The sequence below is a fragment of the Marinobacter sp. PE14 genome, from assembly GCF_053566155.1.
On the sequence record NZ_JBQXNY010000003.1, the window covers coordinates 370,390 to 396,133 of the forward strand.

30 protein-coding genes are annotated in these 25,744 nt (G+C 52.9%); 25 read left to right on the top strand and 5 right to left on the bottom strand.

The window, feature by feature from the left end; all coding sequences use genetic code 11:
- Positions 1 to 733 precede the first annotated feature (733 nt).
- The 13 genes from ACWJ62_RS12425 (at position 734) to ACWJ62_RS12485 (ending at position 11,522) form a co-directional block, all read left to right on the top strand.
- A complete protein-coding gene (locus ACWJ62_RS12425; RefSeq protein WP_449286462.1) occupies positions 734 to 1,384 on the top strand; it encodes a hypothetical protein in 651 nt (216 codons plus the stop codon).
- A gap of 114 nt (positions 1,385 to 1,498) precedes the next feature.
- Positions 1,499 to 2,956, top strand: coding sequence for a TIR domain-containing protein (locus ACWJ62_RS12430; protein ID WP_449286463.1), 1,458 nt, complete (start codon positions 1,499 to 1,501; stop codon positions 2,954 to 2,956).
- 495 nt (positions 2,957 to 3,451) lie between these two features.
- Entirely contained in the window at positions 3,452 to 3,736 is a 285-nt protein-coding gene (locus ACWJ62_RS12435) for a hypothetical protein (RefSeq protein WP_449286464.1), read from the top strand.
- Between the two features lie 110 nt (positions 3,737 to 3,846).
- A complete protein-coding gene (locus ACWJ62_RS12440) occupies positions 3,847 to 4,464 on the top strand; it encodes a hypothetical protein (protein ID WP_449286465.1) in 618 nt (205 codons plus the stop codon).
- 34 nt (positions 4,465 to 4,498) lie between these two features.
- The gene (locus ACWJ62_RS12445) at positions 4,499 to 5,215 is read left to right on the top strand and encodes a hypothetical protein (protein ID WP_449286466.1); all 717 of its coding nucleotides are present in this window, start codon (positions 4,499 to 4,501) and stop codon (positions 5,213 to 5,215) included.
- Positions 5,216 to 5,337: 122 nt separating this feature from the next.
- Complete coding sequence (locus ACWJ62_RS12450; protein WP_449286467.1) at positions 5,338 to 6,216, top strand: hypothetical protein; 879 nt, start codon at positions 5,338 to 5,340, stop codon at positions 6,214 to 6,216.
- The gene (locus ACWJ62_RS12455; RefSeq protein ID WP_286810104.1) at positions 6,216 to 6,722 is read left to right on the top strand and encodes a Panacea domain-containing protein; all 507 of its coding nucleotides are present in this window, start codon (positions 6,216 to 6,218) and stop codon (positions 6,720 to 6,722) included. The genes ACWJ62_RS12450 and ACWJ62_RS12455 overlap by 1 nt, the downstream gene beginning before the upstream one ends.
- Positions 6,723 to 6,766: 44 nt before the next feature.
- Positions 6,767 to 7,345 (top strand): hypothetical protein, encoded by a 579-nt coding sequence (locus ACWJ62_RS12460; RefSeq protein WP_449286468.1) that lies wholly within the window; start codon positions 6,767 to 6,769, stop codon positions 7,343 to 7,345.
- A gap of 104 nt (positions 7,346 to 7,449) precedes the next feature.
- The gene (locus ACWJ62_RS12465; protein WP_449286469.1) at positions 7,450 to 8,199 is read left to right on the top strand and encodes a DUF4145 domain-containing protein; all 750 of its coding nucleotides are present in this window, start codon (positions 7,450 to 7,452) and stop codon (positions 8,197 to 8,199) included.
- Between the two features lie 88 nt (positions 8,200 to 8,287).
- Complete coding sequence (locus ACWJ62_RS12470) at positions 8,288 to 8,692, top strand: hypothetical protein (protein ID WP_449286470.1); 405 nt, start codon at positions 8,288 to 8,290, stop codon at positions 8,690 to 8,692.
- Positions 8,693 to 8,808: 116 nt separating this feature from the next.
- A complete protein-coding gene (locus ACWJ62_RS12475) occupies positions 8,809 to 9,501 on the top strand; it encodes a toll/interleukin-1 receptor domain-containing protein (RefSeq protein ID WP_449286471.1) in 693 nt (230 codons plus the stop codon).
- Positions 9,502 to 9,688: 187 nt separating this feature from the next.
- On the top strand, positions 9,689 to 10,354 hold the full coding sequence (locus ACWJ62_RS12480; protein ID WP_449286472.1) for a M15 family metallopeptidase: 666 nt from the start codon (positions 9,689 to 9,691) through the stop codon (positions 10,352 to 10,354).
- Between the two features lie 262 nt (positions 10,355 to 10,616).
- Positions 10,617 to 11,522, top strand: a complete 906-nt coding sequence (locus ACWJ62_RS12485; RefSeq protein WP_449286473.1) for a homocysteine S-methyltransferase family protein — start codon at positions 10,617 to 10,619, stop codon at positions 11,520 to 11,522.
- Positions 11,523 to 11,623: 101 nt separating this feature from the next.
- On the opposite strand, the gene ACWJ62_RS12490 is transcribed toward ACWJ62_RS12485, so the two are convergent.
- Positions 11,624 to 12,823 carry an MFS transporter gene (locus tag ACWJ62_RS12490; protein ID WP_449286474.1) on the bottom strand — a complete coding sequence of 400 codons (1,200 nt, stop codon included), beginning with the start codon at positions 12,821 to 12,823 and terminating at the stop codon, positions 11,624 to 11,626.
- A 120-nt stretch (positions 12,824 to 12,943) separates the two neighbouring features.
- Between ACWJ62_RS12490 and ACWJ62_RS12495 the strand changes: the two genes are divergently transcribed.
- Entirely contained in the window at positions 12,944 to 13,402 is a 459-nt protein-coding gene (locus ACWJ62_RS12495; protein WP_449286475.1) for a hypothetical protein, read from the top strand.
- A gap of 31 nt (positions 13,403 to 13,433) precedes the next feature.
- On the opposite strand, the gene ACWJ62_RS12500 is transcribed toward ACWJ62_RS12495, so the two are convergent.
- Positions 13,434 to 13,835 (bottom strand): GFA family protein, encoded by a 402-nt coding sequence (locus ACWJ62_RS12500; RefSeq protein WP_449286476.1) that lies wholly within the window; start codon positions 13,833 to 13,835, stop codon positions 13,434 to 13,436.
- Positions 13,832 to 14,437: an NAD(P)H-dependent oxidoreductase gene (locus ACWJ62_RS12505; RefSeq protein WP_449286477.1), complete on the bottom strand. Its 606-nt coding sequence runs from the start codon at positions 14,435 to 14,437 to the stop codon at positions 13,832 to 13,834. Before ACWJ62_RS12505 ends, ACWJ62_RS12500 begins: the two co-directional genes overlap by 4 nt.
- 110 nt (positions 14,438 to 14,547) lie before the next feature.
- Here ACWJ62_RS12505 and ACWJ62_RS12510 point away from each other — a divergent pair, with 110 nt between their 5' ends.
- The 6 genes from ACWJ62_RS12510 (at position 14,548) to ACWJ62_RS12535 (ending at position 18,339) form a co-directional block, all read left to right on the top strand.
- Entirely contained in the window at positions 14,548 to 14,907 is a 360-nt protein-coding gene (locus tag ACWJ62_RS12510) for a winged helix-turn-helix transcriptional regulator (RefSeq protein WP_449286478.1), read from the top strand.
- Between the two features lie 40 nt (positions 14,908 to 14,947).
- Positions 14,948 to 15,277, top strand: coding sequence for a TfoX/Sxy family protein (locus ACWJ62_RS12515; protein ID WP_449286479.1), 330 nt, complete (start codon positions 14,948 to 14,950; stop codon positions 15,275 to 15,277).
- A 68-nt stretch (positions 15,278 to 15,345) separates the two neighbouring features.
- Positions 15,346 to 15,732: a GFA family protein gene (locus ACWJ62_RS12520; protein ID WP_449286480.1), complete on the top strand. Its 387-nt coding sequence runs from the start codon at positions 15,346 to 15,348 to the stop codon at positions 15,730 to 15,732.
- On the top strand, positions 15,729 to 16,943 hold the full coding sequence (locus tag ACWJ62_RS12525) for a serine hydrolase domain-containing protein (protein WP_449286481.1): 1,215 nt from the start codon (positions 15,729 to 15,731) through the stop codon (positions 16,941 to 16,943). Before ACWJ62_RS12520 ends, ACWJ62_RS12525 begins: the two co-directional genes overlap by 4 nt.
- Positions 16,940 to 17,875 (top strand): M14 family metallopeptidase, encoded by a 936-nt coding sequence (locus ACWJ62_RS12530; RefSeq protein WP_449286482.1) that lies wholly within the window; start codon positions 16,940 to 16,942, stop codon positions 17,873 to 17,875. The genes ACWJ62_RS12525 and ACWJ62_RS12530 overlap by 4 nt, the downstream gene beginning before the upstream one ends.
- 77 nt (positions 17,876 to 17,952) lie before the next feature.
- Positions 17,953 to 18,339, top strand: coding sequence for a phosphate-starvation-inducible PsiE family protein (locus ACWJ62_RS12535; protein ID WP_219123163.1), 387 nt, complete (start codon positions 17,953 to 17,955; stop codon positions 18,337 to 18,339).
- On the opposite strand, the gene ACWJ62_RS12540 is transcribed toward ACWJ62_RS12535, so the two are convergent.
- Positions 18,336 to 19,145: a substrate-binding periplasmic protein gene (locus ACWJ62_RS12540; RefSeq protein ID WP_449286483.1), complete on the bottom strand. Its 810-nt coding sequence runs from the start codon at positions 19,143 to 19,145 to the stop codon at positions 18,336 to 18,338. The genes ACWJ62_RS12535 and ACWJ62_RS12540 overlap by 4 nt on opposite strands.
- A 141-nt stretch (positions 19,146 to 19,286) precedes the next feature.
- Positions 19,287 to 20,363, bottom strand: coding sequence for a TauD/TfdA dioxygenase family protein (locus tag ACWJ62_RS12545; protein WP_449286484.1), 1,077 nt, complete (start codon positions 20,361 to 20,363; stop codon positions 19,287 to 19,289).
- A gap of 190 nt (positions 20,364 to 20,553) precedes the next feature.
- On the opposite strand from ACWJ62_RS12545, the gene osmF reads away from it, so the two are divergent.
- From osmF to ACWJ62_RS12570, 5 genes are all read left to right on the top strand, one after another.
- Complete coding sequence (gene osmF / locus ACWJ62_RS12550) at positions 20,554 to 21,477, top strand: glycine betaine ABC transporter substrate-binding protein OsmF (protein ID WP_449286485.1); 924 nt, start codon at positions 20,554 to 20,556, stop codon at positions 21,475 to 21,477.
- Between the two features lie 36 nt (positions 21,478 to 21,513).
- The gene (locus ACWJ62_RS12555) at positions 21,514 to 22,668 is read left to right on the top strand and encodes an ABC transporter permease (RefSeq protein WP_449286658.1); all 1,155 of its coding nucleotides are present in this window, start codon (positions 21,514 to 21,516) and stop codon (positions 22,666 to 22,668) included.
- A 20-nt stretch (positions 22,669 to 22,688) separates the two neighbouring features.
- Positions 22,689 to 23,636, top strand: a complete 948-nt coding sequence (locus tag ACWJ62_RS12560) for an ABC transporter ATP-binding protein (RefSeq protein ID WP_449286486.1) — start codon at positions 22,689 to 22,691, stop codon at positions 23,634 to 23,636.
- On the top strand, positions 23,636 to 24,379 hold the full coding sequence (locus ACWJ62_RS12565) for an ABC transporter permease (protein ID WP_449286487.1): 744 nt from the start codon (positions 23,636 to 23,638) through the stop codon (positions 24,377 to 24,379). Before ACWJ62_RS12560 ends, ACWJ62_RS12565 begins: the two co-directional genes overlap by 1 nt.
- Positions 24,380 to 24,465: 86 nt before the next feature.
- A complete protein-coding gene (locus tag ACWJ62_RS12570; RefSeq protein WP_449286488.1) occupies positions 24,466 to 25,737 on the top strand; it encodes an MFS transporter in 1,272 nt (423 codons plus the stop codon).
- Positions 25,738 to 25,744 lie beyond the last annotated feature (7 nt).

The window sequence follows — 25,744 nt, forward strand, 5'->3', positions numbered from 1 at the left end:
AGTGCCGAAGCGCCGGGCGCTGGAGTTATACGCACGCGTTCGCATAACTCCAGATGTCACATGAGAAATGTCGGTAACTATCTGATAGGGTTGGAAAGTGGAAGAAATCTGGGCGGAGTTATACGCCCACGGTAGGGGCAGGAGTTGCTCAAAAGAGGGCGTATAACTCCGGCGGTAGCCGTGGGAATTGGTGCTCAAGATACTGTTTTTAATAGAGAAGCTCGTTTTTTCTTGAGCGCGTTTGAATGGAGTTTTACGAACGGGTGATATACGAACGCGTTCGTATAATTAGCTGTTAAAGCGGTGGGTTGATTGCAAAGGTTTTCTTGCCGCTTCACCGTAGGTTAGAGTAAATAACTGTATAAATAAACAGTATTATTTTCAGTCTGGAATCGGGTGCAAGAAAACAAATAATGCGGATCGCCGTTGAGCGCTCTCCTTGCTACCCTCAAGAGCCAGAGCAGACGCATAAGTCGCGGCTTGATGCGTCTGCTCTGGCTCTTGAGGGAAAGCCGATCAAAGCTCGATCGTGGTCGCCTTTGTTGAGTGCCTTCTGGTCTTGGTTGCCCGCGCTGACGATTGGCCTGAGAGCTTCCCAGGGGTGTCTTCAGGATATGGAGTGGCCTGTGACTAAGAGCAATATGACAGTCTTTCTGGACGTTCCGTTTAACAACACGTTGCACGCGACCTGCGCTTCGCTCCGGCACGTGAACATATTTCGTTAGGAGAGTAAATGTTACCAAGCTTTGGTATATCGCAAAAAATAGTCGAGAACCCATTTTATAACTTGGGTGTCGCCTTGCCATTTTTATGCGCCTTCTACCTTGTAAATATCGATACCCCAGTTGCTATACCTATTGTTGGCTATGATCTTAGCCGAGAAATATCGAGCATTCTCCGTATAGCGATGGTTGGTTTCTTCTATTATTTAGTTGTCGTCTATTGTGCAATGGCAAGTCATTTTTCTTTTTTTGTGGCCGAGTCTAGGCTCTATTGGGCGCTACCAATATTTATATGCTTTGCCTCGGTCAAGCTTATATTTGGCGATGCGGATCAACCAAAATTGGGCGTGATTTTCGGAATCCATGCGGCGCTGATCATGTTTTTCCATTGGATAGGGGACGGGGATAAAGAGCGTGTTTCACTCGTTGTAACCCAGCTCATAGGCGCTGTCTTATCGGTTTCATGCTTTACTGCCGGCGTCCTTTGGTACTTTGGAGATTATCTTTTTATCGAACAGGTTGGTGCTGTGCTCGGCATCGGTACTCCAACAGCTGAGTCTTTAAAGCTGGGAGCCTTAATGATGTTCACATTGGGCTACGTTATCTTCTACGGAGTGTTTCAAGTTAGCCGAATGATTGAGTTTGATCCGACAACCTCCTAACAAGTTGTTGTAGTTCGTTCCGGCCTACGGCCTCCACCGGACGCCCCTGTCGGGGCGCCGCTAAACAAAAGCGTTAGGCACTCATAAAAATACTTGTGTTTTATAAGGATAAATATGAAGCCCCGAATATTCATAGGTTCATCAGTGGAAGGATTGAGCGTCGCATATGCCATTCAGCAAAACTTAACATATGATGCTGAATCGACAGTATGGGACCAAGGGATATTTGAGCTTTCTCAAACCACAATTGAATCCCTGTCAGGCGTGGTTGATAACTCAGATTTTGGGATCTTTGTTTTTACGCCTGATGACATCACTACGATTCGGGGCAAAGAAAACAACACAATTCGTGACAACGTAATTTTCGAGTTTGGATTATTTATAGGTCATCTAGGCCGAGATAGAGTTTTCTTCGTCACACCAGACGGATCTGATTTTCGTTTGCCCACCGATTTGTTAGGGGTGACTCCCGGAAAATACGATCCAAGCCGAAAAGATGGGAGTCTACAGGCTGCTTGTGGGCCAGCATGTAATCAAATACGACAAACAATAAAAAAGCTTCCTCTATTAACATCTCAAGATAAAGAAAATGAAGCAGACGAGGCTGAGGAAGATAGAAAGAGTAAAAATGGTGATTGGATATTTGATCTTGTTGACAATAAATTCTCATTAGCGAGAGATAAGATTAAGGAAGAAATAAAAGAAAAATCAGGGACGGATCTTATAGAAGCTAACGCTTGGCTCGCGTATGTGAACTTCAAAGAGGATGAAGTGTCAGGATTGGATCCTCTTTTGGAGATTGCCAAGGCAAATGAAGGCGAACCAAAAATAGTTGCACTTATTGCACGAATGTTTCTTTGGGAAACCTACACTAATTATTCGTTAGAAATAATAAATAGCTCCTTGGAGAAATATCCGGAAAACAACGAATTTATGATTATTAAATCAGAGTGCTTAAAAACCGATGGTGGAATCGATTCCGCTATCGAGGCATTATCAAAACATGGATTTAATGATGTTCCTGAAGTTGCAATTTCACTTTCAGAACTACATGAAGAAAAAGAAGATTTAGAAGGTGCCATAGAATCTATCAGCTCTTCGTACTTAAAATATCCTAGCAATAAATCCGTTTTATACAAATATGCGAGACTTCTTCAAGAGGTGGGACGCAATAAAGAGGCACTGTATTTGCTCGACAAACTGGTAACAGAGTATCCGGATGAGGTCGCGTACTGGGGGTATTTGAGTAACACATGCGTGCAGCTCGATCTTTATGAAAAGGCAATGTCTTCTTGTAAAAAAGCTCTAGAGCTTTCTCAAGGAAAGGAAGCTTGGATACTTCATAACATAGGAAATATGTTTAAGAATAAGGGTTTCTATTCCGAGGCGGAAGAATGGCTTAATAAAGGACTTGAAGTCGAGCCTAAGTCTGAGTATGCACACGATAGGCTTTCTGGCGCAATAAAAAGTAGAAACGAGGAACAAAGAAAGTTTTTGGATTTTTGTAATGAAGGGCGTATTGGCATTCGCCGGAAATATCAAGAGATGTCAGAGCGCCTAACCAGTGAATGAAGCCGACCAATTTTCCGCTACCGCTTCAAATTGGCGGCTTATTCAAGGCGTTAAAGCGGTGGGTTGATTGCAAAGGTTTTCTTGCCGCTTCACCGTAGGTTAGAGTAAATAACTGTATAAATAAACAGTATTATTTTCAGTCTGGAATCGGGTGCAAGAAAACAAATAATGCGGATCGCCGTTGAGCGCTCTCCTTGCTACCCTCAAGAGCCAGAGCAGACGCATAAGTCGCGGCTTGATGCGTCTGCTCTGGCTCTTGAGGGAAAGCCGATCAAAGCTCGATCGTGGTCGCCTTTGTTGAGTGTCTTCTGGTCTTGGTTGCCCGCGCTGACGATTGGCCTGAGAGCTTCCCAGGGGTGTCTTCAGGATATGGAGTGGCCTGTGACTAAGAGCAATATGACAGTCTTTCTGGACGTTCCGTTTAACAACACGTTGCACGCGACCTGCGCTTCGCTCCGGCACGTGAACATATTTCGTTAAAAATCGGAGGGAACCGTGCTCAAAATTGATACGCAGCCAGTGATCTACTATTCACAGCTCGACGAGGATCACTTCTTTACCTGGGCCCAGGAAATACCTTGTATAAAAAGCATCGACCGCGGCTATCTGCATATCCAAGAATCAGAGGTAGACGAGCAAGCTATGAGGGATCTGTTGGCTATCTTGGAGCGCTACAGGTTGCCAGCAACGCCACTCGCAGCACTTTGTACTCCCGAGAATGAGTCTTGGTTCAAGGACAAAGACAAGTTCTGGTACCAAGATGTCTTCGGGAGTTTTTAACAAGTCGCAGCAGTACGCGGCCTACGGCCGCCGGACGCCCTTTTCATGGCTCCTTCGTCGCCATTCTAAGGTCGCCGCTGTGCTCAGCGTTAGAGAAGTAGGGAGTTTTCTTGGACTTTGATGCAACCTCATTGGGTGCAATTATTGCGGCAGGCATTACCGCAATTGCATCACTTATTGGCCTGATCATCAGTAAGGAACATAAGACTTCCGAGTTCCGCCAGGCATGGATTGACGCACTCAGAAATGATTTGTCTGAACTTATTGGATGCGTTGACGCTGTCGCACAGCACATGCGTGTTGTAGAGAACGATTCTCAAGGACAGGGTGCTGTCCAAACAGAACTGTTTGAGAAAGTTAAACCTGAGATTGTTCGGAGTGAAGCGTTGTACTGCAAGGTGCTCCTTCGTATCAATCCGAAGGAGCATGTAGAACTAGTTAATCGACTGGAAAAAATAAGGAAATCATTCGACCAAGGAATCATACCAACGACGGACGATCTCCATGACCTTGAGATGTCTCTAGTTAGTGAAAGTCAGGCAACGCTCAAACGGGAATGGGAGCGAGTAAAGCGCGGAGAGACAACATTTCGAGTTGCGAAGATCAGCGCCCTTATCTTTGTAGTTTTCACCGCCATCGCTGGGATATACGCTATCTCCGGTGCGGAGTCTGACAGCTCTAACAATCCAATTCAGGCGGCGCCAAAAAATGGCGCGTCTAATCGGTAGCGTTAGATTATCAGTTTGATTTGGGCAGAGTTACATGAAGAAGTGGCTTACAGAAAACAAAATATATTTTGAAACGGCCGCGGCTTCTTTATTGGGGGTCATGGCCGTCTTGGTCTCAATATCGCAGGTGTTACTGTCTTGGAAACAAACCGAGCTGGCAGAAGCCCAGCTGATTGTCGCGGAGCAATCCATAAGCCCGAGCATTCATGCATTCGTGGTTCAAGTTAGAAATCCGGAAACGGGACGTTTTTCTGAGGAAGAGCTCAGAGTCTATAATCTGGGAGCCCCGGCATTAGCAGCGGATATATCCAACGCGGTGTGGTTGCGCGTCAAGCTATACCCGGAAGATACCGGCAAGAACATTATCGAGGCAGAATTACCGATGCGCGGCTATTTTTCCGCTACAGAAGTCACTCAGGATCCCGAAGGCCTGATGTTTACATTGAAAGGTCATAGGAACAGTAAAAAACTAATAGATTTCACGAATACGTTTGAGCAGTATGCTGAAAAACAGGGTTTTTATGCAGAATTAAAGTTGAGTAGATTTTTTGAAATCTCCTACCGAGATAGTTTGGGCCAAGAACGCACAGACTACTATTCTGTGGTGCCGTTGCGAGGAGCCCTTCAAGTCATCGAAGATATTGGAAAGGCTAAGCTTTCTGGCTATCGAAATAGCATTGGAAGTGATGATTCAATTGACATTGATAACGTTACTAAAGAAGAGCTATTGAATAAAATTTTAAATTTCTAGGTTTTATCGCTGATCAAATATCTAACAAATGGCTGTTGTCGAACATACCTACGCCACGCTCCGGCACACCGCAAAGCCAAACGTTAGAGCGCGACTGGAACAAAAGGACATAGCGAGTACTAATGGAAATTGCACTTGAGGAAATGTCATTTTACAAGCGATGGGGCTACAAAATTGCGGGTGCAGGTCTTATTCCTGCAATCATAAGTGCGATAGGATTTGCCTATATAGGGATACCTGAAAGCCTGCAAATTACTGTTAGACGCTGGCTTCCCGAAGTTTTGAGAGAGCATCTTTTGTTATTGTGTTCTGCAGGAACTTGGCTAATTGTAGTTCTTGTTGTGAGCGTTGTATGCCTGATCTGGAGCGGCCTCGGAAGTCATGTGACCTTGGCGTTGATGAGGCGAAAGTGTAAGGAACTATACGAGTCTTATTCTGCTCTAAAGCAGGAGAGTGAGAGCAAATCAATCAATTGCTATCGACTTTTTAGTAATTGGCTATATTCGTACAGCAACCATCTTGGTTTAACTGTTAATGAGAGAGTGAGCTTGTACAAATTGGATATGAACTTGTTCTCTTGTATTGGCCGGTACTCTGAGAATGAGATCTACAACAGCAAGCCCTCTCGACTTTATCCAAGAGAGCAAGGTGGGATATCTCGGGCTTGGGAAGTGGGGGTTTTTGAAGACACTGATGCCCCAGATCCTGAAGAAGATCTTCAAAAATGGATTGACTATAATGTGAAAAACTACAGTTTCACAGAAGAAGAGTTAAAAAAAATACGAATGAAAAGCCGCGCATTCTATGGAGTAAGGTTAAAAAATTCGAAGAATGAAACGACTGCGGTTATATTATTTGAATCTCTGAACAATAACGGGTTGCCATTTGGCAAGCTAAGGCGATTGCTAAACGATCAAGAAAAAACGAATCTAACTGCTCTAATTGAGTCTTTAGATGAGCATATTCCAACTCTGGAGTCTGCCAGAGAGGAGGGCTTTTAATGAAAAGCGTGATCTCTAATATCGTAAAGTATTTGTTAAAAGAGTACCCGCACAAAACGGAGCTTTCGGCATCTAGGCTTACCAAGATGATATATTTGATGGACTGGAAAAGCGCAATAGATCACGGGCGGCAAATAACAGATGCAAAGTGGCACTTTAATCACTACGGGCCTTACGTTGATGACTTTGTGAAGCTAGCTAGGGATGACAAGGAGATATCCGTAGAAAATACTGCCAATTTTTATGGTGGGAGAAAACAGCTATTCAAACTCTCTTCAAGCTACAAAGGGAGTATAGAGCTCACAGAAGAGCAAAAGAAAATTGCTGATTTTGTTATTGATGCAACTAAACAAAAAAACTATGAGGACTTTATTCAACTTGTTTACTCTACATTTCCAGTAATCTCAAATGATCGATACAGTGATTTAGACTTAGTCGATTCGGCGACAAGATATAAAGCCCTGCTCGCAAATAGCTCTAACAAGTCACGGAAGGCGGACGCGTAAGACGCGCCGCTTCGTTCAGCGTTATACAAATTTGAGAATGGTGCATGGAAGGAACTGAATTAATAATTTCCCTGTTGAGTGATATTAAGGCCCAGCTTAGTGAAGGGGATGGCGTCTCGAAAATGACCATAGCCATTATAGCTGCCGGTGGCGCACTGGCTGGGACATTAATCACTTCGATTTTTCAGTTTTTAAACGGGAAGGAGGCGGCCAAGAATGAACGCTCGAAGTTGGATGCGCAGTTGAAAGCGGAGCTGGTATCCAAGCAGAGGCAGGAGTGGATGGATTCGGTGAGAGAGAAAGCAGCAGATTTGCTTGCGGAATATGATCATGTGTTTGGTCTACTGACAGATTCAGATGGTCAAAACCAAGAACAATTGAACAAGCTTCATCTCTCGACTGCCCGAAATGCTGTTTTCATTCAGCTGAAGTTAAATCCAAAAAAAGACGCTCAAAAAGCCGTAATTGACTCTATCGAGTCGTTGCTGATGCTATTCCAGTACGTAATGCATAAGCCCGATGATAATCATGCGGCTGACTACGATAGGTGCAGGAAACAATACATTAAAAGTCTAAACGATCTTTTCAGCCATACCTGGCAAAGGATCAAACGTTTAGAGTAATTGTATAACAAGGCCATTAAGGTTGTTCCGGGCCGTTGGCCCTCCACCGGACGCCCTTGTCAGGGCGCCGTTTATCGCTGGCGTTAAGTTCCTGAGGTCAAAGTATGAATGAGCAGCAATACCTCCGGTACCTGAGTTACCGTTTCATCAAACCATTTCATCGGTCATCCACACCAGACTGGAAGTGTCCCCATTGTGAAAACGGTCTTCTTTCCCTGAGGAAAGATTCACTTTTTTACGAAGAAACCCCAGATTCGAGGTTTTTGCACTCGCATCCAGATTGGGAGCCTGACTGGATTGACTACCGATTTTCGGCTTCCTTCGAATGCAATAAGTGCACAGGTATTACCTTTGTATGTGGGATAGGAAATGAGACTTTTTACCCAGCAGTGGAAGATGGCGATGAAGATTTCGAAGATATAGAGTTTATCCCAAAATATTTTGAGCCAGCGATCCCGTTATTTGCGATTCCGAAAGGGTGCCCTGATAGCATAGGGAAAATACTAAAATCTGCATTTTCAGTTGCATGGGCTGATCTGGCATCAGGGTGTAACCGTTTGAGAGTTGCCGTTGAGAAGCTGATATTTGAATTAGATCCAAGCCTTGATGGGACTCTTCACCGAAAACTAGAAGCATTATCAGAGTCTCACAGGGAGCCAGCGCACCTGCTAATGGCGATCAAGTGGTTGGGTAACGACGCTAGCCATGATGGGTCATTGCGCGAATGCGACTTGGCCTTTGGATTCCGAGCGATGGAGAGCGTTCTCAAAGATTTGTATGCTAACGAAAGAGATGAGCTTCGAGATCTTGCAAGCATTGTTAACGCCGGGCGCGGGTCGCCGGCCAGAACTTAACAAGTAGCTGTTGTCGGACGCACCTACGCTGGCGCTCCGATTCGCCGCAAAGCCATAGCGTTATGCGGCACACAGGAGGATACATCTAATGTCGGCGAACACGATTTCATGGTCGGTCTATTCGATATTTGTCGCCGCCGCCCTGTACCTAAATTGGCATCCCGATATTTTCTCATTCACTGGTAACTTGGGAATTTTAAAGCTTGTTGTCTGGGTGACATTCGCAGCGTTTCTTGCATATAGCGTTTACTGCAGTTTCCAGGAAAACATATTTCGCACCATTCGCAAGATTGCGGAGTTTCACTGGGGTAGGCAGATAGGAATAGATCTTTATCTTGGACTTTTTATCTTTCAAATCTTCATCTACCTACACGAAGGGTCGCTTGCAGCAGTTCTTTGGCTTGTTCCAACGCTTCTGTTCGCTAACCTTTCAGCTTTGCTCTATCTCGGCATTCATTTTGATTCGATTGCATCAAAGTTGCTCGGGCTGTAGGGCATGCCGCATAGCAAGTGGCAGCACGGTGACCGCTTTTCCGCCGCGCTGCGGCTCCAAACCGGCGGGTGAGCCGGGCGTTAGAACTACTCGTTCACATGGAGAGGTAAGGAAGCATGGCTAGATGCACAGCACCATCAAGAGGACATCGTTCAGCGAGCGCGGCAGCCAACTGCCCTGCATGTGGCGGGCGCTATGGTCGTTACGGAGGTGGAGGCTACAGTCCATACTCGACCCCATCTTATCCCTCGTCTGGTAGCAGTGGGAGCAGCGGCGGATCAAGTCGTAGTGCAAAGCCACGCTGGTCGAAATCAGGTTCATCTGTATCGTACACGCATGCTCAGGTTCAGTCTCTCGAACCAGTTCGAGAAACCGTTGAGATCCGAGCAGCGCAGCAACCTGATCTTCGCGATGTTTTCTTGTGTCATGCTTGGGGTGACCGTAGAGATGCGGCTAAAGAGCTTCATGATTTGCTTGTAGCTGCTGGTGTAAAAGTTTGGTTCAGCGAAAATGATCTGGGGCTTGGCGTCCCAATGATGAGGGCCATCGACAAGGGTTTAGCGAATTCTAGAATAGGACTTGTATTGGTCACCCCAGCAATGCTCGAACGCTTGCCAAAAGAGAGCGTTGCAGACAAAGAACTTTCAGCACTACTGGCACGCAACCAACTCATCCCCATCGTGCATAACACTTCCTATGAAGCCCTAAGAAATGTTAGCCCCATGCTCGCCTCTCGAACTGGGTTGGATACTTCTGAGGACTCAATGGAAGTCGTCGCAGAGAAAATCGCCGAGTTGGTAGAGGTATAATTCTGTGGCTATATGTTCTAACAAGGCAATTAAATTTGTTCCGGCCCGATGGGCCTCCACCGGACGCCCTTGTCAGGGTGCCGTTTATGGCTGGCGTTAGGCATCTGGCAGAACGTTCGGCAAACGAAGGAGCATCCGATTGGCAGGTCGTGAATTGGTAGAAATGGCAGACTTTCGAGTGCAGCGCATGCCCATCGAGGACTGCGGGGAATCTCTGATTGATGTAGCAAGTGGCGGTCTGATCGCTTATGGCCTGCCTCCAGAGTGTCCTGAGACTGCGCCGTTCTACAGGATGCTGCGGGAAGGGGTCGTATATAAGCTTGAGAAGGCCCAAAAACGACTTCCCGTTGGCCTACAGTTTCGCCTATACGAAGGCTTTAGGAGCCCCCAGGTCCAGAAGATGCTCTTCGATGGACAGTTACGAAGGATGCGACGGGAAAACCCTTCCCGGTGTGATGCATGGTGCCACGCCCAAGCCGCAAAGCTCGCTTCGCCACTCTGCACTTTCGAAGGTGTTGATATCATTCCGCCACACAGCACCGGCGGCGCATTCGACATTGAGATAGTCGACAAGGCTGGCAAACCTCTGGACTTTGGCATGGAGTTGAGCGATTGGGACGTTGTTCCGCCAGAACTATGCGCTACAGACTTCGATGGTCTTCCGGATCCGGTGGTGCGCAACAGAAAGCTCTTAGTGGAGACCTTGGCCGCGGAGGGGTTCATCAACTATCCGAGAGAATGGTGGCACTTCTCCTACGGAGATCAGTATTGGGCATTCGCCACCGGAAACGCGATGGCACTGTACGGGACTGTCCAAGAAACAAGCTACGAAGTAAGGCATAGTAATGCCTAACAATTCGCGTCACACGGATGCCGTTTACGCCGCTTCGCTCTGCAAAGGCAACTGATCTTGCACCGCTTTAGTGGACGGTGGTACGTAGGAGCGACCTTAAAGAAGGTGAAAGCCAGGGGCGCCATGTCGGGGATACAGTCCTGAAAAGCAACCTTACGCGACGAGTAGACTTCGGGCTATTCATGGTTGAGGTGGTGTGTGGGGTGTGCCCCTCACACCCCTGTTGGCAAGGTTAACAAACGAGTTCCTCCGAGAATTTCAGATGAAAGAGCTTCTAGAAAACCATCGCTTTATCCTCGCCGAGGCTGCCATTATCGAAAGGCTCCGTCGTAGCGGAAAGGTAGAACTGGACCAGAGTTTAGTTCACGCCCCATTGATTTATAGCAACGAGGGTAGAGCGGAGCTGGAGAGCCTGTACCGGGAATATCTGGGCATCGCTGAGGCCAATAACCGGCCAATATTGCTTTGTACACCTACTTGGCGGGCAAACAGGGAGAGAGTGCAAGCCTCAAATCAGCGACAGAGCATTAACGTTGACGCCGCAAAGTTCCTGAAAGAATTAGTTGTCGAAGAATCCAGGAAAGTGCCCGTTAAAATTGGTGGTCTGATTGGCTGTAAAAACGATTGCTATCTGCCTGAGGAAGGCTTGTCACTGAATGAGGCAAGCGAATTCCATAAATGGCAGATCGATCAGCTAGCAGACTCAGGTGTGGATTTCCTCATTGCAGTCACGCTGCCTTCAATAGAGGAGGCCGCTGGAATTGCTCTTGCAATGGAAGCTACGGGATTACCTTACATCCTAAGTTTTGTGATCGGTTCCGATGGTAACGTCCTGGATGGAACAGAGCTTCAGAAGGCAATTGAATATGTCGATGCCAAGACCACCAGTAAACCGCTTGGATATTTTGTTAACTGCTCCTACCCGTCATTTCTTAATCCAGATACGCTCTCTGAAACATTATTTGAACGGCTAATTGGTATACAGGCAAACGCCTCCTCCCTTAGCCATGATGAGCTGGAAGGTTCAGCAGAACTAAGATCCGAATCGGTTGAAGAGTGGGGAAGGCTTATGGCGCAGTTGAACAGAGATTTCGGATTAAAAATTCTTGGTGGTTGTTGCGGTACCGATGGCAAGCACCTCGAGTATCTGACGGAGAATATCACCTGACGCATAATAGTAATGGGATGGCGTGAGAATGCCCCAACTATAGTGGTAATTTTTCGCCCCGTCTGATTCGCCCTGCGTCACTGCTTGGTAAATATCCGGTCTCATCGCGCCTCTGCCCGTTCCCGCCGAATCAGCAGTACCAATGCCAGCGCCGCCAGTGACCCCATCACAGCGGCGAAACTGATCCCGGTTGTCTTCAGGCTGGTCGCGGTTGCCATCAAGCCCAGGCCGATCACCGGCACCGAGATGGCGATATAGGCCACAACAAAGAAGCTGGACGTTACTGCGGCCTTCTCCGTCGTCGGGCTGGCCGAGGCGATCTCACCCATGCCGGCCCGGAATGAAATACCCTGGCCCATGCCTGCAATCACGGCCCCGGTTACGAACAGGGCGAGGGATTGGGTATAGATGCCCAGTGCTATCGGAATTACCCCGAGCATCAGAGACACACAGCCCAGAGGAAGGCGCAGCCTGAGCGGCAGGGCACCCTGCAGGAACTGGCCCAGGGTTGAGGCGATGAAAATGCTGCCGGCTACGACGCCGACCAGCAACCGGTTGTCATAGCCCAGCACCTTGCCCATCATCGCCGGGGCGATGGAGGTGAAGAAGCCACACATGGCGAAGCCGGCAAAACCGGCAATCGCGGCGGGAATGAATACGCCGCGAACCTCGGGTGGCACGCTCAGGCGCTGGATGGTCAGTTTTGGGCGAGCGGGTTTTGAGACGGTCTCCGGCGCTGCCCAGATGCAGCACACTGCCAGCACGGCCATGGCCGAGTGCACCAGAAAGGTCAGGTGCAGTGGCCAGGGCAGATACTCGGAGAGGGCACCGGCAAGCATGGGCCCAAGGCCAAGCCCGCCCATGTTCGCCGCCGTGGCAAAGAAGGTTGCCTTGTCCCGCCAGTGAGGCGGAGCTAATTCAAGGACGGCCACCGTGGCCGTGCCGGTAAAAATCCCCGCAGACAGCCCGGACAGTACCCGGCCGGTGAGTATCATTCCCAGCCCATTGGCCTGCCAGAACACCAGGTCACTGATGATGGAGCAAGCCAGGCCTGCGAACAGCATTGGCCGGCGGCCTATCTGATCAGACCAGCGCCCCGTCGTTACCAGTGCGGCGATCACACCAAAGGCATAGGCGGCAAAGATGATGGTGATCATCAGATCGGAAAAGCCGAATCTGTCCTGGTAGATGGGGTAGAGCGGTGTCGGCATGGTGGTGCCGATCATTGTCACACTGAAGGTAAAGGCCGCGCCCACGAATATGAGTAGCGGAAGCCAGGGGTGCTGCTTGGAGGGGGCCATGCCAGAGTTCCAATGAACAGTGATTGAAAGGCCGGTTACACTATCAGATGCATTGGGCGGAATCGAAGCATCCTGCCAATCAGGGCAATCTTCCAGCTTTACTCACACAAAGGAGAGAGCGTGCATCAATCAGCAGCCAAGTGGATAGTGTCGCTACTGAGAGACAGGAATATTCCCTTCCTCATTTGTGGAGGACTCGCCGCAAGGGGATATGGCTCTCAGCGCGATCTCCATGACATTGATCTCTTTGTCCCTGGGGAGCACTTTTTGTCTGTGGTCCAGGCAGGGCAGCCGTTTGTATCCAAAGCGGCTGCCCACCGCCAGGAAGAGGGCTGGGACCTGACCTACGTCCAGTTCAAATATGAGGGTGTCAAAGTGGAGGTAGGTAATGCCGACGGTGCACAAATCTTCGATGCGCAAAATAAAGCCTGGGTTGCGCTAAACATCAATTTTTTTCGATTCGAGACTGTGCACTTACTTGGCCTTGAGCTTCCCTTGATGCTGAAGGAGGATCTTGTCTGGTATAAATCCCTACTCTCAAGGCCGGTGGATATCGTGGATGTCCGGGCCATGCGGTGATGGCCCGCTTTATACCTAAACCGTTCAGCTTTCATCGTTTTGGCAATTTATCATCAATGTCGATGATTCGGCGGTCGTAGAAGAAATGTCCGTTTGGCTGATAAGACTCTGGAAGTGTATTCCCGTTGGTCTTGAGCACCAGAAGCTGTGAAACCAGCCTCCAGCCCTTAGCGTTGGTGTTGAAGAGCACCTCCCCACAATCACGACAAAACACGCGTGTCATCCGCTTGGAAGGGTGCTGGAACGTTTTTACACTCGACTCACCCCTCGTAACCGAAACCTGATCCGCTTCCCATGCCAGCACAGAGTGGTAGGGGACCTGAAGCAGCTCCCGGCAATCCTCACAGTGGCAGAACGCATGGACTTTCGGGGCTCCGGTCATGGTGACTTCCACTGTGCCGCAGTCGCAATGTACTTGATGCGCATCAGTCATGATGTGCTCCGTTCGCCCGGAATTTGCGCCTGCAAGTGGGCTTTAAAACGTTCGAAATCCTGCTCCACCTGCGGGTTTTTCATCACGTCGTAGCAGGCGAAGGTGTTCAACGCTTCCATGCCGAAGAAGCGGAAATTCATGTGCATTGGGAAGAGCAGGTCGTCCACGCTCCCGCCCCGGAAGAGATACTCATCCGGGTTATTGAAGGCTTCTTCGGGGGCATTGAAAGTGAGCGAGAGCAGGTATTTTTTGCCCTGCAGCGTCCCGCCATTACCATAATTTGCCTTGGGTGCCTCTTCGGTGCGGCCGTCGCCGTTGCACAACGCGCCGCCCATACCGGCGGTGTAGACTTCGTCCATGTATTTCTTGAAGCTCCAGGGCACGCCCATCCAGTTAACCGGGGTTTGCAGCAGGATGATGTCTGCCCACTGGTGGTTTTCCAGCTCCTGGTCCACGTCCCAGCCTTTATCGACTTCCACGATCCTTGTCTGATGCCCGTCGGCAGTGAGCAACTCGTCGGCCATCTGGACCAGAGTTCCGTTGAGTTTGCCTTCCGCGAAAGAATAGTAGTGGTGCGCATTGATAATGAGGATATTGCTCATCAGAACCTCCCTGATTAGTAACGAAAGTAATCCTGGTATACTATGGTTACCTGTAAATGGTGTTCAATTAGTATACTTTTAGTAACCTGCTTCCAGTTGCTGGAGAACAGATGGAAAGTCGCGTAGAAACAGACCACTACGGCCGAAAAAAAGTTTTCAATGCCTGCATGGAACCCTGCGCCATCGAGAGGGGCATGCGCATCATTGGCGGAAAATGGACTGGCTCCATCATTTACCACCTGAAAGACGGTCCGGTGCGCTTCAACGACCTTGCCCGCATGCTTGGCGGTGCCAGCAAGAAGATGATCGATCAGCGTCTCAAGGACCTTGAGTCGCGGGAGATGGTGGTGAGAAAGGTCATCAATGACCGGCCGGTCGCGGTGACTTATGAGTTGACGGAGTTTGGCCGCAGCGCGCTGAAGATTCTTGATGACCTAAGGATATGGTCGGAGAAACACGATCTCGCATAGTATGTCCGGGGGTAGAACTGAAAAAGCCTGAAGAGAGCCCATGGCCATGAGCGAATACGTTGAATACCTTAAAGAAGTTTTTTCTGAATTCGGTGACATTCGCGCCAAAAAGATGTTCGGTGGCTATGGCATCTACCACGATGATGTAATGATCGGCCTTGTCGCCGATGACATGCTCTACCTGAAAGTCGACTCTGAGTCAGTCAGCCGTTTCGAAGAACGTGGGTTATCCCAGTTCATGTATCCGAAGGGGCAGAAAATGGTGGGAATGTCGTACTACCTGGCACCAGAAGAGGCACTGGAAGACTCATCAGAAATGCGCCATTGGGCGACACTGGCCTATGGTGCAGCACTTCGGTCACGAAAATAATATTTACTGCTGGGCTACCTGTTCGCGATGTTGTGGGTTTCTCAGTAAGAGGCGATAGAGAAAAACCGATGACTGTTCATTCTGGTTCCTGCCTTTGCGGCACCGTGAAATTTGATATAGAAGGCGATTTCGAGAACTTTTACCTGTGTCATTGCCAACACTGCCAAAAAGATACGGGTTCTGCGCATGCAGCCAATCTGTTTTCGCAATCCGCCAAATTGACGTGGCTAGCCGGTGAGGATGCTGTGACTTCCTATACGCTGCCGAGTACTCGCCACAGCAAGAGTTTTTGCAAGCTGTGTGGTTCCGCGCTGCCAGGCACTCAGCTTGAAGGGTTGCTCGTGGTTCCGGCAGGGTGTCTGGACACTGAAGTCTCCATAAAGCCAACGGCGCATATTTTCACGGCGAGCAGGGCAGCCTGGGATGAGGCGCTTGAAGAGGTACCCGTGCGATGACGGAACTCACACAGGTGGCCGGCCTGTCTACGGAACAGCTTCCAAATATTGAACGTCACCTTGACCGTTGCTATCTCCAGCCCGGGAAGTTACCCGGCGCGCTGACACTGGTCGCCCGGCGAGGGGAGGTTGCCTATGTGAAAGCCCAGGGGCTGATGGACGTGGAACGCAACAAGCCGGTCCGCCGGGATACGGTGTTCCGCATATATTCCATGACCAAGCCGATCACGTCTATCGCCATGATGCAGCTTTATGAGCAGGGGCGGTTTTTACTGGATGATCCCGTACACAAATATATTCCTGCCTGGAGACACCAGCGGATTTATAAAAGCGGGGTTTATCCGAACTTCCTGACCACGCCTGCATCCAGCACCATGACGATCCGCGACCTGTTCACGCATATGTCAGGCCTGACTTACGGATTCATGCAGCGCACAAATGTTGACGCTGCCTACCGCGAGCTTAAACTGGATGGCAGCCGGAGCATGGAGCTGGAAGCCCTGGTCGATCGCCTCGCAGGGCTGCCTCTGGAGTTTTCCCCGGGCACAGCCTGGAATTATTCGGTCAGCACGGATGTGCTGGGGTATCTGGTGCAGTTGCTGTCCGGAAAGCCGTTTGATGAGTATCTGCGGGAGCATATTTTTGAGCCTCTGGATATGCCTGACACCGGCTTCCACGTTCGGGATGATCAGCTTGACCGCTTCGCTGCCTGCTATCAGTACCAGGCCGGTGATCAGTTCACGCTCCAGGATGACCCCGAGACATCTCCCTTCCGGCGAAAGCCCCAGTTCATGTCCGGTGGTGGCGGGCTGGTTTCCACCATCGACGATTATTTCCACTTCGCCCAGGCCCTGTGTCAGGGGGGCGAGTTCCGGGGGCGGCGAATTATTGGTCGAAAAACTCTGGAATTCATGTGTCGTAACCATCTGCCCGGCAATCAGGATCTACCGGGCCTGTCTGTCGGTGCATTCAGCGAGACACCTTTTGCCGGTACTGGCTTTGGCCTGGGTTTTTCGGTAAAAACTGACGTCGCCAAATCCCAGACCAACGGATCGGTTGGTGAGTACGGTTGGGGTGGCCTTGCGAGCACTAACTTTTTTGTCGATCCCGTAGAGGAGCTGGTGATGATTTTCATGACGCAACTGATTCCGTCGTCCACCTACCCCATCCGTCAGGAGCTGCGGGCGATCGTTAACGGAGCGCTGCTATGAACACAGATTCAACACCCTATCCAATCGGCACGCCCGGCACTCCATGGGGCACAGCAGAGCGCGCCGAGTGGTTGTCACGGCAAACCCGTCAGCGCAGTTACGAGGCGGAGGTGTTGAGTGTGATCGAGCGCCTTGGCGCGCGGTTTGATGTGGAAGAATACGGCGGGCTGGATTACGGCCCGGATTATTATCCGCTGATGGCGATTCGCAGCCGCGACTGGAACAAAGACCTGCCCGTGGTGCTGATCACCGGCGGCGTTCACGGTTACGAGACCAGCGGTGTTCATGGCGCGCTTGAGTTCCTCGATAAGCACGCGGCGGATTATGCGGGGCGCGTGAACCTTCTGGTTGCGCCCTGTGTCAGCCCCTGGGCATACGAGCGCATTCATCGCTGGAACCGGAATGCAATCGACCCGAACCGCTCGTTCCACGACGACAGTCCCGCGGAAGAGTCGGCCGCCCTCATGCATTTGGTTGCGCCGGTTCGCGAGCGTGCATTGATTCATGTGGATCTTCACGAAACCACCGATACCGACGAGTCGGAGTTCCGCCCGGCGCTGGCCGCTCGCGATGGCAAGCCATTCGAGCCGGCCGGCATTCCCGATGGCTTCTATGTGGTGGACGATAGCGAAAACCCGCAGCCAGATTTCCAGCAGGCACTGATTAAGGCGGTGGAGCAGGTGACGCACATTGCACCCGCCGACGAGAAAGGCGAGATTTTCGGCTCACCAGTCGTTGCCCGGGGCGTGATCCAGTATCCGCTCTCGCAGTGGGGCCTGTGCGCTGGCATGACCCGCGCTCCCTACCGGACCACCACTGAGGTGTATCCCGATAGCCCCCGTGTAACCCCCGAGCAATGCAATGCCGCGCAGGCCGCGGCGGTGTGTGCAGCGATTGATTACGGGTTGGCTCATCGCGGAACCGCACTTTAATCAATGTGATCGGCGTTGGCTGATTACTTGGCTAGACTTGCCTAAGAGACATACCCTAAAACAACAAGGCAAACCCGATGGATTCTTCCGAAAAGAAGTTGGCGCTCGGTCTTTTTCAGATAATCGAGCGCATTCTGCTGTTCCTCGTTGTATTGATGACGCTTGGTGGGGTGGCGTTCGAACTTCATTCTCTATACGCCGCCCAAAGCATCAATCTCGCAGATATTCTGCTGATGTTTCTGTATCTGGAGGTTATCGGCATGGTGGCGGTGTTCTACTCGGATCGGCGATCCGCTTCTGTCTTTCCGATTTTCATTGCCATCACGGCGCTGGCCCGACTGATTATTCTTCAGGGCAAGGACATGGCGCCCGAGAACATTTTATACGAGGCCATTGCGATTCTGATTCTCGCTATCGCGGCGTTCGTGATGACCCGGCTCAACCAGGTTCGCAAATATGACTAGCCGGACTCGGATAGATAGGGCTGCGCCAGGGCCTCAAGCTTTTCTTCTCTGAGTTCGCCGATGGCATTCCATATGTGCTCTGCAAGCTCCGGGTTTGCCGCTTTGAATTCCCGCGAGAGCATCAGGTAGTAGGGCTTGGTTTTGAGAGGCGGATCAATCCGGACAATGCCCGGGAGCTGCCTGGCGTTCTGGCGTAACAGAAAATCGGCGGTGACCGATTGGAGCGCAACGGCATGAACGCGTCTGGCAGTCAGTAACTGCAGGCTTTGCCTGGAACTCCGAACCTTGATTACGGAAACGCCCAGGTTTTCCAGATCGTTCACGATGGAGTAGCCCAATGGGGCGCCAACGGAAAGGTCCGTGTCTTCGAAAGCCTTGCCGCTCCAGCCCACATCTGTATCTGGCAGGGCATAGAGATTGTAGCTGATGGTGGTTAGTCGGCGGGTAGGGTCAACCTGACCGTCCCGCCAGGGGTATTCGCCAATTCGGGTGCGGGCCGCGTTGTAAGAAGCATTGAAGATACCATCCACCTGGCCGGTTTCGAGCATGGCCAGGCATCGTTTCCAGGGGTATCGGCTGAACTTGATCCGCAAATCCGGTACCCGCTCTTCCAGCAGTTTGACCAGCTCCACCGCTGCGCCGGGTCTCTCCAGAACCTCTTGGGTGTCGCCCATGTAGTAGGGGAATTGCGTTTTATCTTCGTAGGCAACATGCAGGACGGTTTCTGCATGGCCAATTCGGGCTGGACTCCAGAGAAGCAGAATGGATAGCGCGAGAGCGAGAACTGCATGAAGACACGCTTTCATGGGCATGCTCAAAAGAGTGAAGAGACAGGAATAGCTTAGTTTGTGGCGAGGAATTTTCAATACATCTTTCCATTGAGGCCAGTGGTTCTGGCATCGGACTGGAATGTATAGTGACGCATGGCCGCATGCAAAGCGGGTTAATCAGTTCTGCATGCGGATGTCATCTTTCCACCGAAAGCCCACGCCGCCGGCCTGCCATACGCCGTCTTTGTTGAACGGGTGGGGGCCTGCCATGTTGATGTACTGCGGCAGTCCGAAATGGGGCGCGAGGTTTCGCGGCGCCTTAATGGTGACCCGGTCCATGATGCGCAAACCCTGTTGCTCTGCCGGCAGATGCGCTTCTGGCGCGGCGCGGTGGGCGACGGCCCAGTTATCGACAAATAACAGATCACCGGTTTCGTATTCGTAGCGAATTCCGTAGCCACCCTCGAAGGAATCGTTCAGCAGATCGTTGTAATCATTGAAGAGTTTCTTCATGGCGGCCTCGTCCAGCAGGTGGAAGCTGTCCGCGGGTGCGGGCAGGGTCTTCAGCTGGTCGAGCGTCAGACCGTCTTCCGGCAGGCGCTCCAGCACGGCGCCGGTCATGCCCAGATGTAGCCAAACACTTTTGCGACCGGAAATCGGGTGGGTGTGAACCACGGGGTGGGTCACACTGGATGCGGAGTTTACCGACACCAGCCGTTCCCAGAAATCCTGTTTCTCCGGCGGGAGTGCGTCAAATGCCGCACCCTGGTGCGCGAAGTGGGTACCGCCGCCTTTCTCGGGGGCACGGGCCATGTAGTAGGCGCTGTGGGAGAAGGTGGCGGCTTCGAAACTGCCGTCGTTGTGCCATTGTGGGCCAACGCCGAGAATGCCCTGGCGGCCATCGTTGGAGCAGCGGAAAATGTGCCGGTTGCGGCCGGGTGTTGCGGGATGAACACCGTGGGTGGAATGGATCTCGCGACCGCCCCACCATTTGCAGGCATCGATCAATTCGTCGGGCGATAGGCCCGCCTGGTGCTTGAATACAATGAACCCGCGATTTGCCATTTCTTCTTCCAGGGCCTTGATAGCCGGCTCTGGCAGCTGGCTGCGCACATCGGCGCCATAAATTTCAACGCCGATCGGGTCCAGAGGCTTGAGGGATAAGCCTTCCTGTTCGAGCAGTGCCACGTTTTCAGGGTTCAGGGGCGCTACGGTGGAGGTCGGTTCGCGGGTTGTTTCCAGGGGCTGTGCCATAGCGTTCAACTACCATGCTGCTCGTTTTATAGCCAGCGTAACCCAGCGGGTTTTGGGAATTCAAACCCGATATCTCGATGTACATGTTTTGAATTGGGCGCGAGGGGGCTCTGCAGGGGCAAGACCAATTCGCGTTTGCCTTCGTAGATGCGGCCTCTAGACTGATAGTGGTAACCAAAAACCGAGAGGAATGGCCGTGACTCCCAAATCCCTTTTGCGCCGCACAGCGGCATTGATAGCGTTCGTGATGTCCGGATCGGTAATGGCTGCTGATCCTGTGGTGGTGTCTTCCAAAATCGACACCGAAGGCTCGGTACTGGGGCAGATGGTGTTGCAGTCCCTGCAGGGGGCTGGTATTCCGGTTGAAAACAGGCTCCAGTTGGGTGGCACCAGCATCGTCCGCAATGCGATCAAGGCAGGCGAAATCGATATTTACCCCGAGTACACCGGCAATGCTGCGTTCTTTCACGATCAGGCGGATCGGGATATCTGGAAAGATGCGGATAAGGCCTACAAGGAGGCTGCTCGCCTGGATAAAGAGGCACACAACATTGTCTGGCTGGAACCCGCCGAAGCGAATAACACCTGGGCGATGAGTGTGCGGGGCGATCTGGCGCGGGAAAATAACCTGGCCACACTCGAAGACCTTGCGGAGTACATCAATGAAGGCGGTGCCTTCAAGTTTGCGGCCAGTGCCGAGTTTGTGGAATCCGCCAGTGCCTTGCCGGCGTTCCAGGAAGCCTATGGCTTCAAGCTTGAATCCGACCAGCTGTTGATCCTTTCCGGTGGCAACACGGCGGCGACGCTGCGCGCGGCGGCCCTGAACAACAACGATGTAAACGGTGCGATGACCTATGGCACCGATGGTGGGCTGGACGCGCTGGATCTGAAGGTAATGGAAGATACCGCGGGCGTGCAGCCGGTGTATCAGCCAGCGCCGATCGTGCGTGGGGAGGTGCTGGAAGCCTATCCGCAGATCCGGGAGGTGCTGACGCCGATCTTCGAGTCGCTGGACCTTGAAACGCTGCAGCGCCTGAATGGCCAGGTGGCGGTGAACGGGGTGCCGGCGGATAGCGTCGCCCGGAATTACCTGGATTCCCTGGCTCAGGACTGAGGTTTGTCGATTTTCAGTTCCCGTTCCACTGGTTCCATGCCGAATCGAGTCCTGCCCGTGCTGGGACTGCTGGCCCTGGCGCTGGTCTGGCTTCTGGATTTTGGCGTTATACAGCCCAACCGCATCGTTCCGGGTACAGGTCACGGTCTGCTGTCGGCAGTTGGCGGGCTCTGGGGTGGCCTGGTTTCACTGATTCTCGCCGGCTGCGTTCTGCTGTCTCTTCTGTCGGTGCGCCGGCGGTACCTGCCGCTCCTGGCTTTGGTCGGTCTCTCCCTGGCGCTGATGCCCCTTCTGCTTGAGGTCTTCGCAGGCCGGCATCTTCCGGAAGACGCCCCTTACGCGCGATCGTCCATCGGGGCCGGTTTCTGGTGTCTGCTGTTTTTGCTGTCGCTGATGCTGATCGAAATTCTCGGGCGCCTCGGGAGCGGACGAGGGCTGCAGCTGATGATACTGGCCGTCATCGTTGGCAGCTGGCTGTGGATCCTTCGAGGCGGTGGGCTGGAGAGTCTGTCGCTGGTTCGGGAATTCAACGCCCGCCCGGACAAGTTCGAGCAGGCCTTATGGACTCATCTGGCACTGGCCTTTGGCGCGGTCGGTATCAGCGCCGGTCTGGCTTTTTTATTGGCCCTGAAGATGATTCGCAGTGTGGCCTGGCGCCGTCCTATCCTTGGTGCGGTCAGCTTTCTTCAGACTATTCCCAGCCTGGCGGTATTCGGGTTACTGATCGCACCGCTCAGTGCGCTGGCGACCGCTTTTCCGGCGCTGCAGGCCATGGGGATTCGTGGAATTGGCTGGGCCCCGGCCTTGTTGGCGCTGGTGGCTTACAGCCTGCTGCCGATGGTGCGCAACACCTTCGTCGCGCTTACCGAGGTACCCGAAAGCCTCGCCGATGCCGGGCGGGGCATGGGAATGAACGAGCGACAGCTGTTCTTCAAACTCAAGTTGCCACTGGCACTTCCCGTGATTGTGGAAGGCGTGCGCATTACCACGATCCAGGCCATTGGCCTGACCGCGGTTGCCGCGCTGATTGGCGCCGGCGGTTTTGGCAGCTTTATCTTTCAGGGCCTGGGGCAGGCGGCGATGGATCTGGTTTTGCTTGGTGCGCTGCCCACCATTGCACTCGCGCTGCTGGCGGATGCTCTGCTCACCATGCTGGCGGCCAGTCTCAAGCCGACACCGGCGACGGCCTGACAGGAGAGGGATAAGCCCGGATGATTGAACTGAAAAACGTTACCCGCCGCTTCGGAGATGCTGTGGCGGTGGACCGGATTAACCTCAAGGTCGAAACGGGGGAGGTGTGCGTACTCGTGGGCAGCTCGGGCTGCGGCAAGTCCACCACCCTGCGAATGATCAACCAGTTGTTGCCCCACAGCGAGGGCGAGATTCTGGTGGATGGTGAGGACGTTACCGCCATAAACCCGGAGCAGTTGCGGCTGAACATGGGATACGTGATCCAGGGCACCGGGCTGTTTCCGCACTGGACGGTGGCACGCAATATCGCCATGGTGCCTCAGCTTCTGAAATGGCCACGGGGGAGGATCGACGAGCGCGTGCATGAGCTGCTGACGCTGCTGGATCTGGACCCGGCCACCCACGCCAACAAATATCCCCAGCAATTGTCCGGCGGGCAGGCTCAAAGGGTAGGGGTTGCCAGGGCGTTGGCCGCCAACCCCAATATTCTGCTGATGGATGAGCCCTTCGGTGCGCTGGATGCCATCACGCGGGAGAACCTGCAGCTGGAGATGCTGCGTATCCAGAGTCAGCTGCGGAAAACCACGGTGTTTGTGACCCACGATATCGACGAAGCCCTGAGGCTGGCGACCCGCATTGCCGTGATGGATCGGGGCAGAATCATCCAGCACGACACGCCAGAGAACATTCTCCGGCGGCCGGCTTCCGATTTTGTAGAGAATCTCGTGGGCAAGCAGGACCGGGGTCTGAAACTGATGAGCCTGCAGACCGTGCGGGATCTGATGGAGGCTTACCCTCAGCCCAGAGAGCCGGAACCCGGCGCCGATGGGCTCAAGGAAGACGACAGCCTGCGAGTGGCTCTTTCAATCATGCTCTGGCAGAACTGGAACCAGGTGCCGGTGTTCAATGCCGATGGCCAGGAAACCGGAACGATCACCCGTGAACGCATTATCCAGGAAGGTGCCTGATGCGGGTCTGGCTGCCGCCTGTACTGCTGACTGCGCTCCTGTGTGCCCTGAGCGCGGGCATGCCGGCTCTCGAACCGCTTTTCGAGTGGGTGCAGCCCGATAAACAGAATGTGATCTACGAGCGAGAGAGCTTTCTCTTTCTGCTCCAGAACCATCTGACGCTGGTGGTGATTTCCGCCCTGGTTGGAACCGTCGCTGCGGTTGCCGGGGGTATCTTCGCCACGCGTCCAGCTGGACGCGACTTTCTGCCGCTGGTTAGCCAGATTGCCTCCATCGGCCAGACCTTCCCGCCGGTGGCGGTTCTCGCCCTGGCGGTGCCGGTTCTCGGGTTTGGCGAGGCGCCGATTCTGGTGGCCCTGATTCTGTATGGCTTGCTGCCCATTCTGCGCAATACCCTGGCCGGTTTGGAGGGTGTCGATGCCACGGTGAGGCAGGCGGCGCTGGGCATGGGCATGTCGCCTTTTCAGGTGCTGTTGCAGGTGGAGCTGCCGTTGGCGGGCAGGGTGATCCTGGCCGGCATCCGGACCTCGGTGACCATCAATATTGCCACGGCCGCCATCGGCTCAACCATCGGCGCCCGAACCCTGGGTGATCCGGTCATCGCCGGCCTGGTCAACGGCAACACGGCCTATGTGTTGCAGGGGGCGATTCTGATTGGCATGCTCGCGCTGGCAGTGGACAGCCTGTTCGAGGCCGCTGAGCGGGTCTGGGACCGCCGGTTTCTGCCCCAGACTGCAGGCTGATCGCTGGCGCAGGCCATCCGCTGCTTTAAAAATCCTGCTTTGATGTCTAGTCTGACGAAGATGGACAGCGCACGGAGCACAGCGGAATGAAGTTTCCTTCGAGCACGTCATTTGCACTCCTCGGCGCAGCACTGATCGCGATCAGCTATGGTCTGGCGCGCTTTGCGTTCGGTCTGTTCGTTCCCCCGATAAGGGATGAGCTGGGGCTGGCGCCGGATGTGATCGGCGTGATCGGTGCGCTGCCGCTCATCAGTTTCGTATTTGCTACCCTCGTTGCGCCGCACTCGGCAGACCGTCTCGGCGCCCGCAATACCGCCATGGCCTCCGGCATTTTTGGTGTTGTTGGCCTGGCGTTGATCAGCCAGGCCGTAGGGGCCGTTTCCCTGGGTGTTGGTGTGGTTCTCTGTGGCATCTGCACGGGCCTCATGATGCCGGCGCTGACGGCAGCCATGCAGGCGTTGGTGAGACGCTCACTTCATGGCCGGGTAAGCTCGGTGATGAACGCGGGCACCAGTATCGGTGTCGTCGTTGCTGTGCCGACGATCCTCTTCCTCGCCGGGGCCTGGCGCTATGCCTACGCTTCCTTTGCCGTGTTGGCGGTAATTGGCGTGATTGCCACCTGGTTTTTCATTCCGTCTGTATCCCGCGTCGTGCCCGCCAACGCTGCGCCGGCGCAGCCAATCAGTGCGGATCAGTGGTGGCGGCTGCTCAGGCTCTCGCTGTTCGCGTTCATGATGGGCTTTGTGTCTGCCGCTTACTGGATTTTCGCACCCGATCTTGTGGTTAATCTGGGTTCCATGCCATCCGATGCCACGGCCTGGCTGTGGCTGGGAGTAGGTATTGCCGGCCTTGGCGGCGCAGTAGTGGCCGATCTGGCCGACCGGAACAACCCGCCGGTTACCCAGGCCCTGATGCTGATGACACTGGCCGCAAGCCTCGCGTTGCTGGCGGCCAGCCCCGACAACCTGATGATTTCGGCATTTTCAGCGCTGGTTTTTGGTCTGGCCTACATGAGTTTGACCGGGCTGTACCTGATGACCGGCATTCGTCTGTTGCCCGGCCGGCTGTCCATGGGGCCGGTGCTGCCCTTCATGGCGGTCTCCCTCGGCCAGGCGGCTGGCTCGCCGGTCGTGGGCTGGCTCGTCGGCGGCGTGGGTTACGCCGATGCTTTCGCCATGTTCTGTGCCATCGGGATTGTGGTGGCCATGCTGTCGCCGCTTTATCCGCGGTATCTGGAATACGAACCGGAGGAAGAGACCGAGGAAGATACCGGTCTGCAGGCCGCTTACGACTATCAGCTACAGGACGAAGAGGGCGAACCCTATTCGACCATCACGGGAAAGACCGAGAGCTACTGAATTGCCT

Coding starts and splice junctions, on each gene's coding strand:
- ACWJ62_RS12425 (WP_449286462.1), top strand. CDS start 734: ATGTTACCAAGCTTTGGTATATCGCAAAAAATAGTCGAGAACCCATTT.
- ACWJ62_RS12430 (WP_449286463.1), top strand. CDS start 1,499: ATGAAGCCCCGAATATTCATAGGTTCATCAGTGGAAGGATTGAGCGTC.
- ACWJ62_RS12445 (WP_449286466.1), top strand. CDS start 4,499: ATGAAGAAGTGGCTTACAGAAAACAAAATATATTTTGAAACGGCCGCG.
- ACWJ62_RS12450 (WP_449286467.1), top strand. CDS start 5,338: ATGGAAATTGCACTTGAGGAAATGTCATTTTACAAGCGATGGGGCTAC.
- ACWJ62_RS12455 (WP_286810104.1), top strand. CDS start 6,216: ATGAAAAGCGTGATCTCTAATATCGTAAAGTATTTGTTAAAAGAGTAC.
- ACWJ62_RS12460 (WP_449286468.1), top strand. CDS start 6,767: ATGGAAGGAACTGAATTAATAATTTCCCTGTTGAGTGATATTAAGGCC.
- ACWJ62_RS12465 (WP_449286469.1), top strand. CDS start 7,450: ATGAATGAGCAGCAATACCTCCGGTACCTGAGTTACCGTTTCATCAAA.
- ACWJ62_RS12470 (WP_449286470.1), top strand. CDS start 8,288: ATGTCGGCGAACACGATTTCATGGTCGGTCTATTCGATATTTGTCGCC.
- ACWJ62_RS12475 (WP_449286471.1), top strand. CDS start 8,809: ATGGCTAGATGCACAGCACCATCAAGAGGACATCGTTCAGCGAGCGCG.
- ACWJ62_RS12480 (WP_449286472.1), top strand. CDS start 9,689: ATGCCCATCGAGGACTGCGGGGAATCTCTGATTGATGTAGCAAGTGGC.
- ACWJ62_RS12485 (WP_449286473.1), top strand. CDS start 10,617: ATGAAAGAGCTTCTAGAAAACCATCGCTTTATCCTCGCCGAGGCTGCC.
- ACWJ62_RS12490 (WP_449286474.1), bottom strand. CDS start 12,823: ATGGCCCCCTCCAAGCAGCACCCCTGGCTTCCGCTACTCATATTCGTG.
- ACWJ62_RS12500 (WP_449286476.1), bottom strand. CDS start 13,835: ATGACTGATGCGCATCAAGTACATTGCGACTGCGGCACAGTGGAAGTC.
- ACWJ62_RS12505 (WP_449286477.1), bottom strand. CDS start 14,437: ATGAGCAATATCCTCATTATCAATGCGCACCACTACTATTCTTTCGCG.
- ACWJ62_RS12510 (WP_449286478.1), top strand. CDS start 14,548: ATGGAAAGTCGCGTAGAAACAGACCACTACGGCCGAAAAAAAGTTTTC.
- ACWJ62_RS12515 (WP_449286479.1), top strand. CDS start 14,948: ATGGCCATGAGCGAATACGTTGAATACCTTAAAGAAGTTTTTTCTGAA.
- ACWJ62_RS12520 (WP_449286480.1), top strand. CDS start 15,346: ATGACTGTTCATTCTGGTTCCTGCCTTTGCGGCACCGTGAAATTTGAT.
- ACWJ62_RS12525 (WP_449286481.1), top strand. CDS start 15,729: ATGACGGAACTCACACAGGTGGCCGGCCTGTCTACGGAACAGCTTCCA.
- ACWJ62_RS12530 (WP_449286482.1), top strand. CDS start 16,940: ATGAACACAGATTCAACACCCTATCCAATCGGCACGCCCGGCACTCCA.
- ACWJ62_RS12535 (WP_219123163.1), top strand. CDS start 17,953: ATGGATTCTTCCGAAAAGAAGTTGGCGCTCGGTCTTTTTCAGATAATC.
- ACWJ62_RS12540 (WP_449286483.1), bottom strand. CDS start 19,145: ATGAAAGCGTGTCTTCATGCAGTTCTCGCTCTCGCGCTATCCATTCTG.
- ACWJ62_RS12545 (WP_449286484.1), bottom strand. CDS start 20,363: ATGGCACAGCCCCTGGAAACAACCCGCGAACCGACCTCCACCGTAGCG.
- osmF (WP_449286485.1), top strand. CDS start 20,554: ATGGCCGTGACTCCCAAATCCCTTTTGCGCCGCACAGCGGCATTGATA.
- ACWJ62_RS12555 (WP_449286658.1), top strand. CDS start 21,514: ATGCCGAATCGAGTCCTGCCCGTGCTGGGACTGCTGGCCCTGGCGCTG.
- ACWJ62_RS12560 (WP_449286486.1), top strand. CDS start 22,689: ATGATTGAACTGAAAAACGTTACCCGCCGCTTCGGAGATGCTGTGGCG.
- ACWJ62_RS12565 (WP_449286487.1), top strand. CDS start 23,636: ATGCGGGTCTGGCTGCCGCCTGTACTGCTGACTGCGCTCCTGTGTGCC.
- ACWJ62_RS12570 (WP_449286488.1), top strand. CDS start 24,466: ATGAAGTTTCCTTCGAGCACGTCATTTGCACTCCTCGGCGCAGCACTG.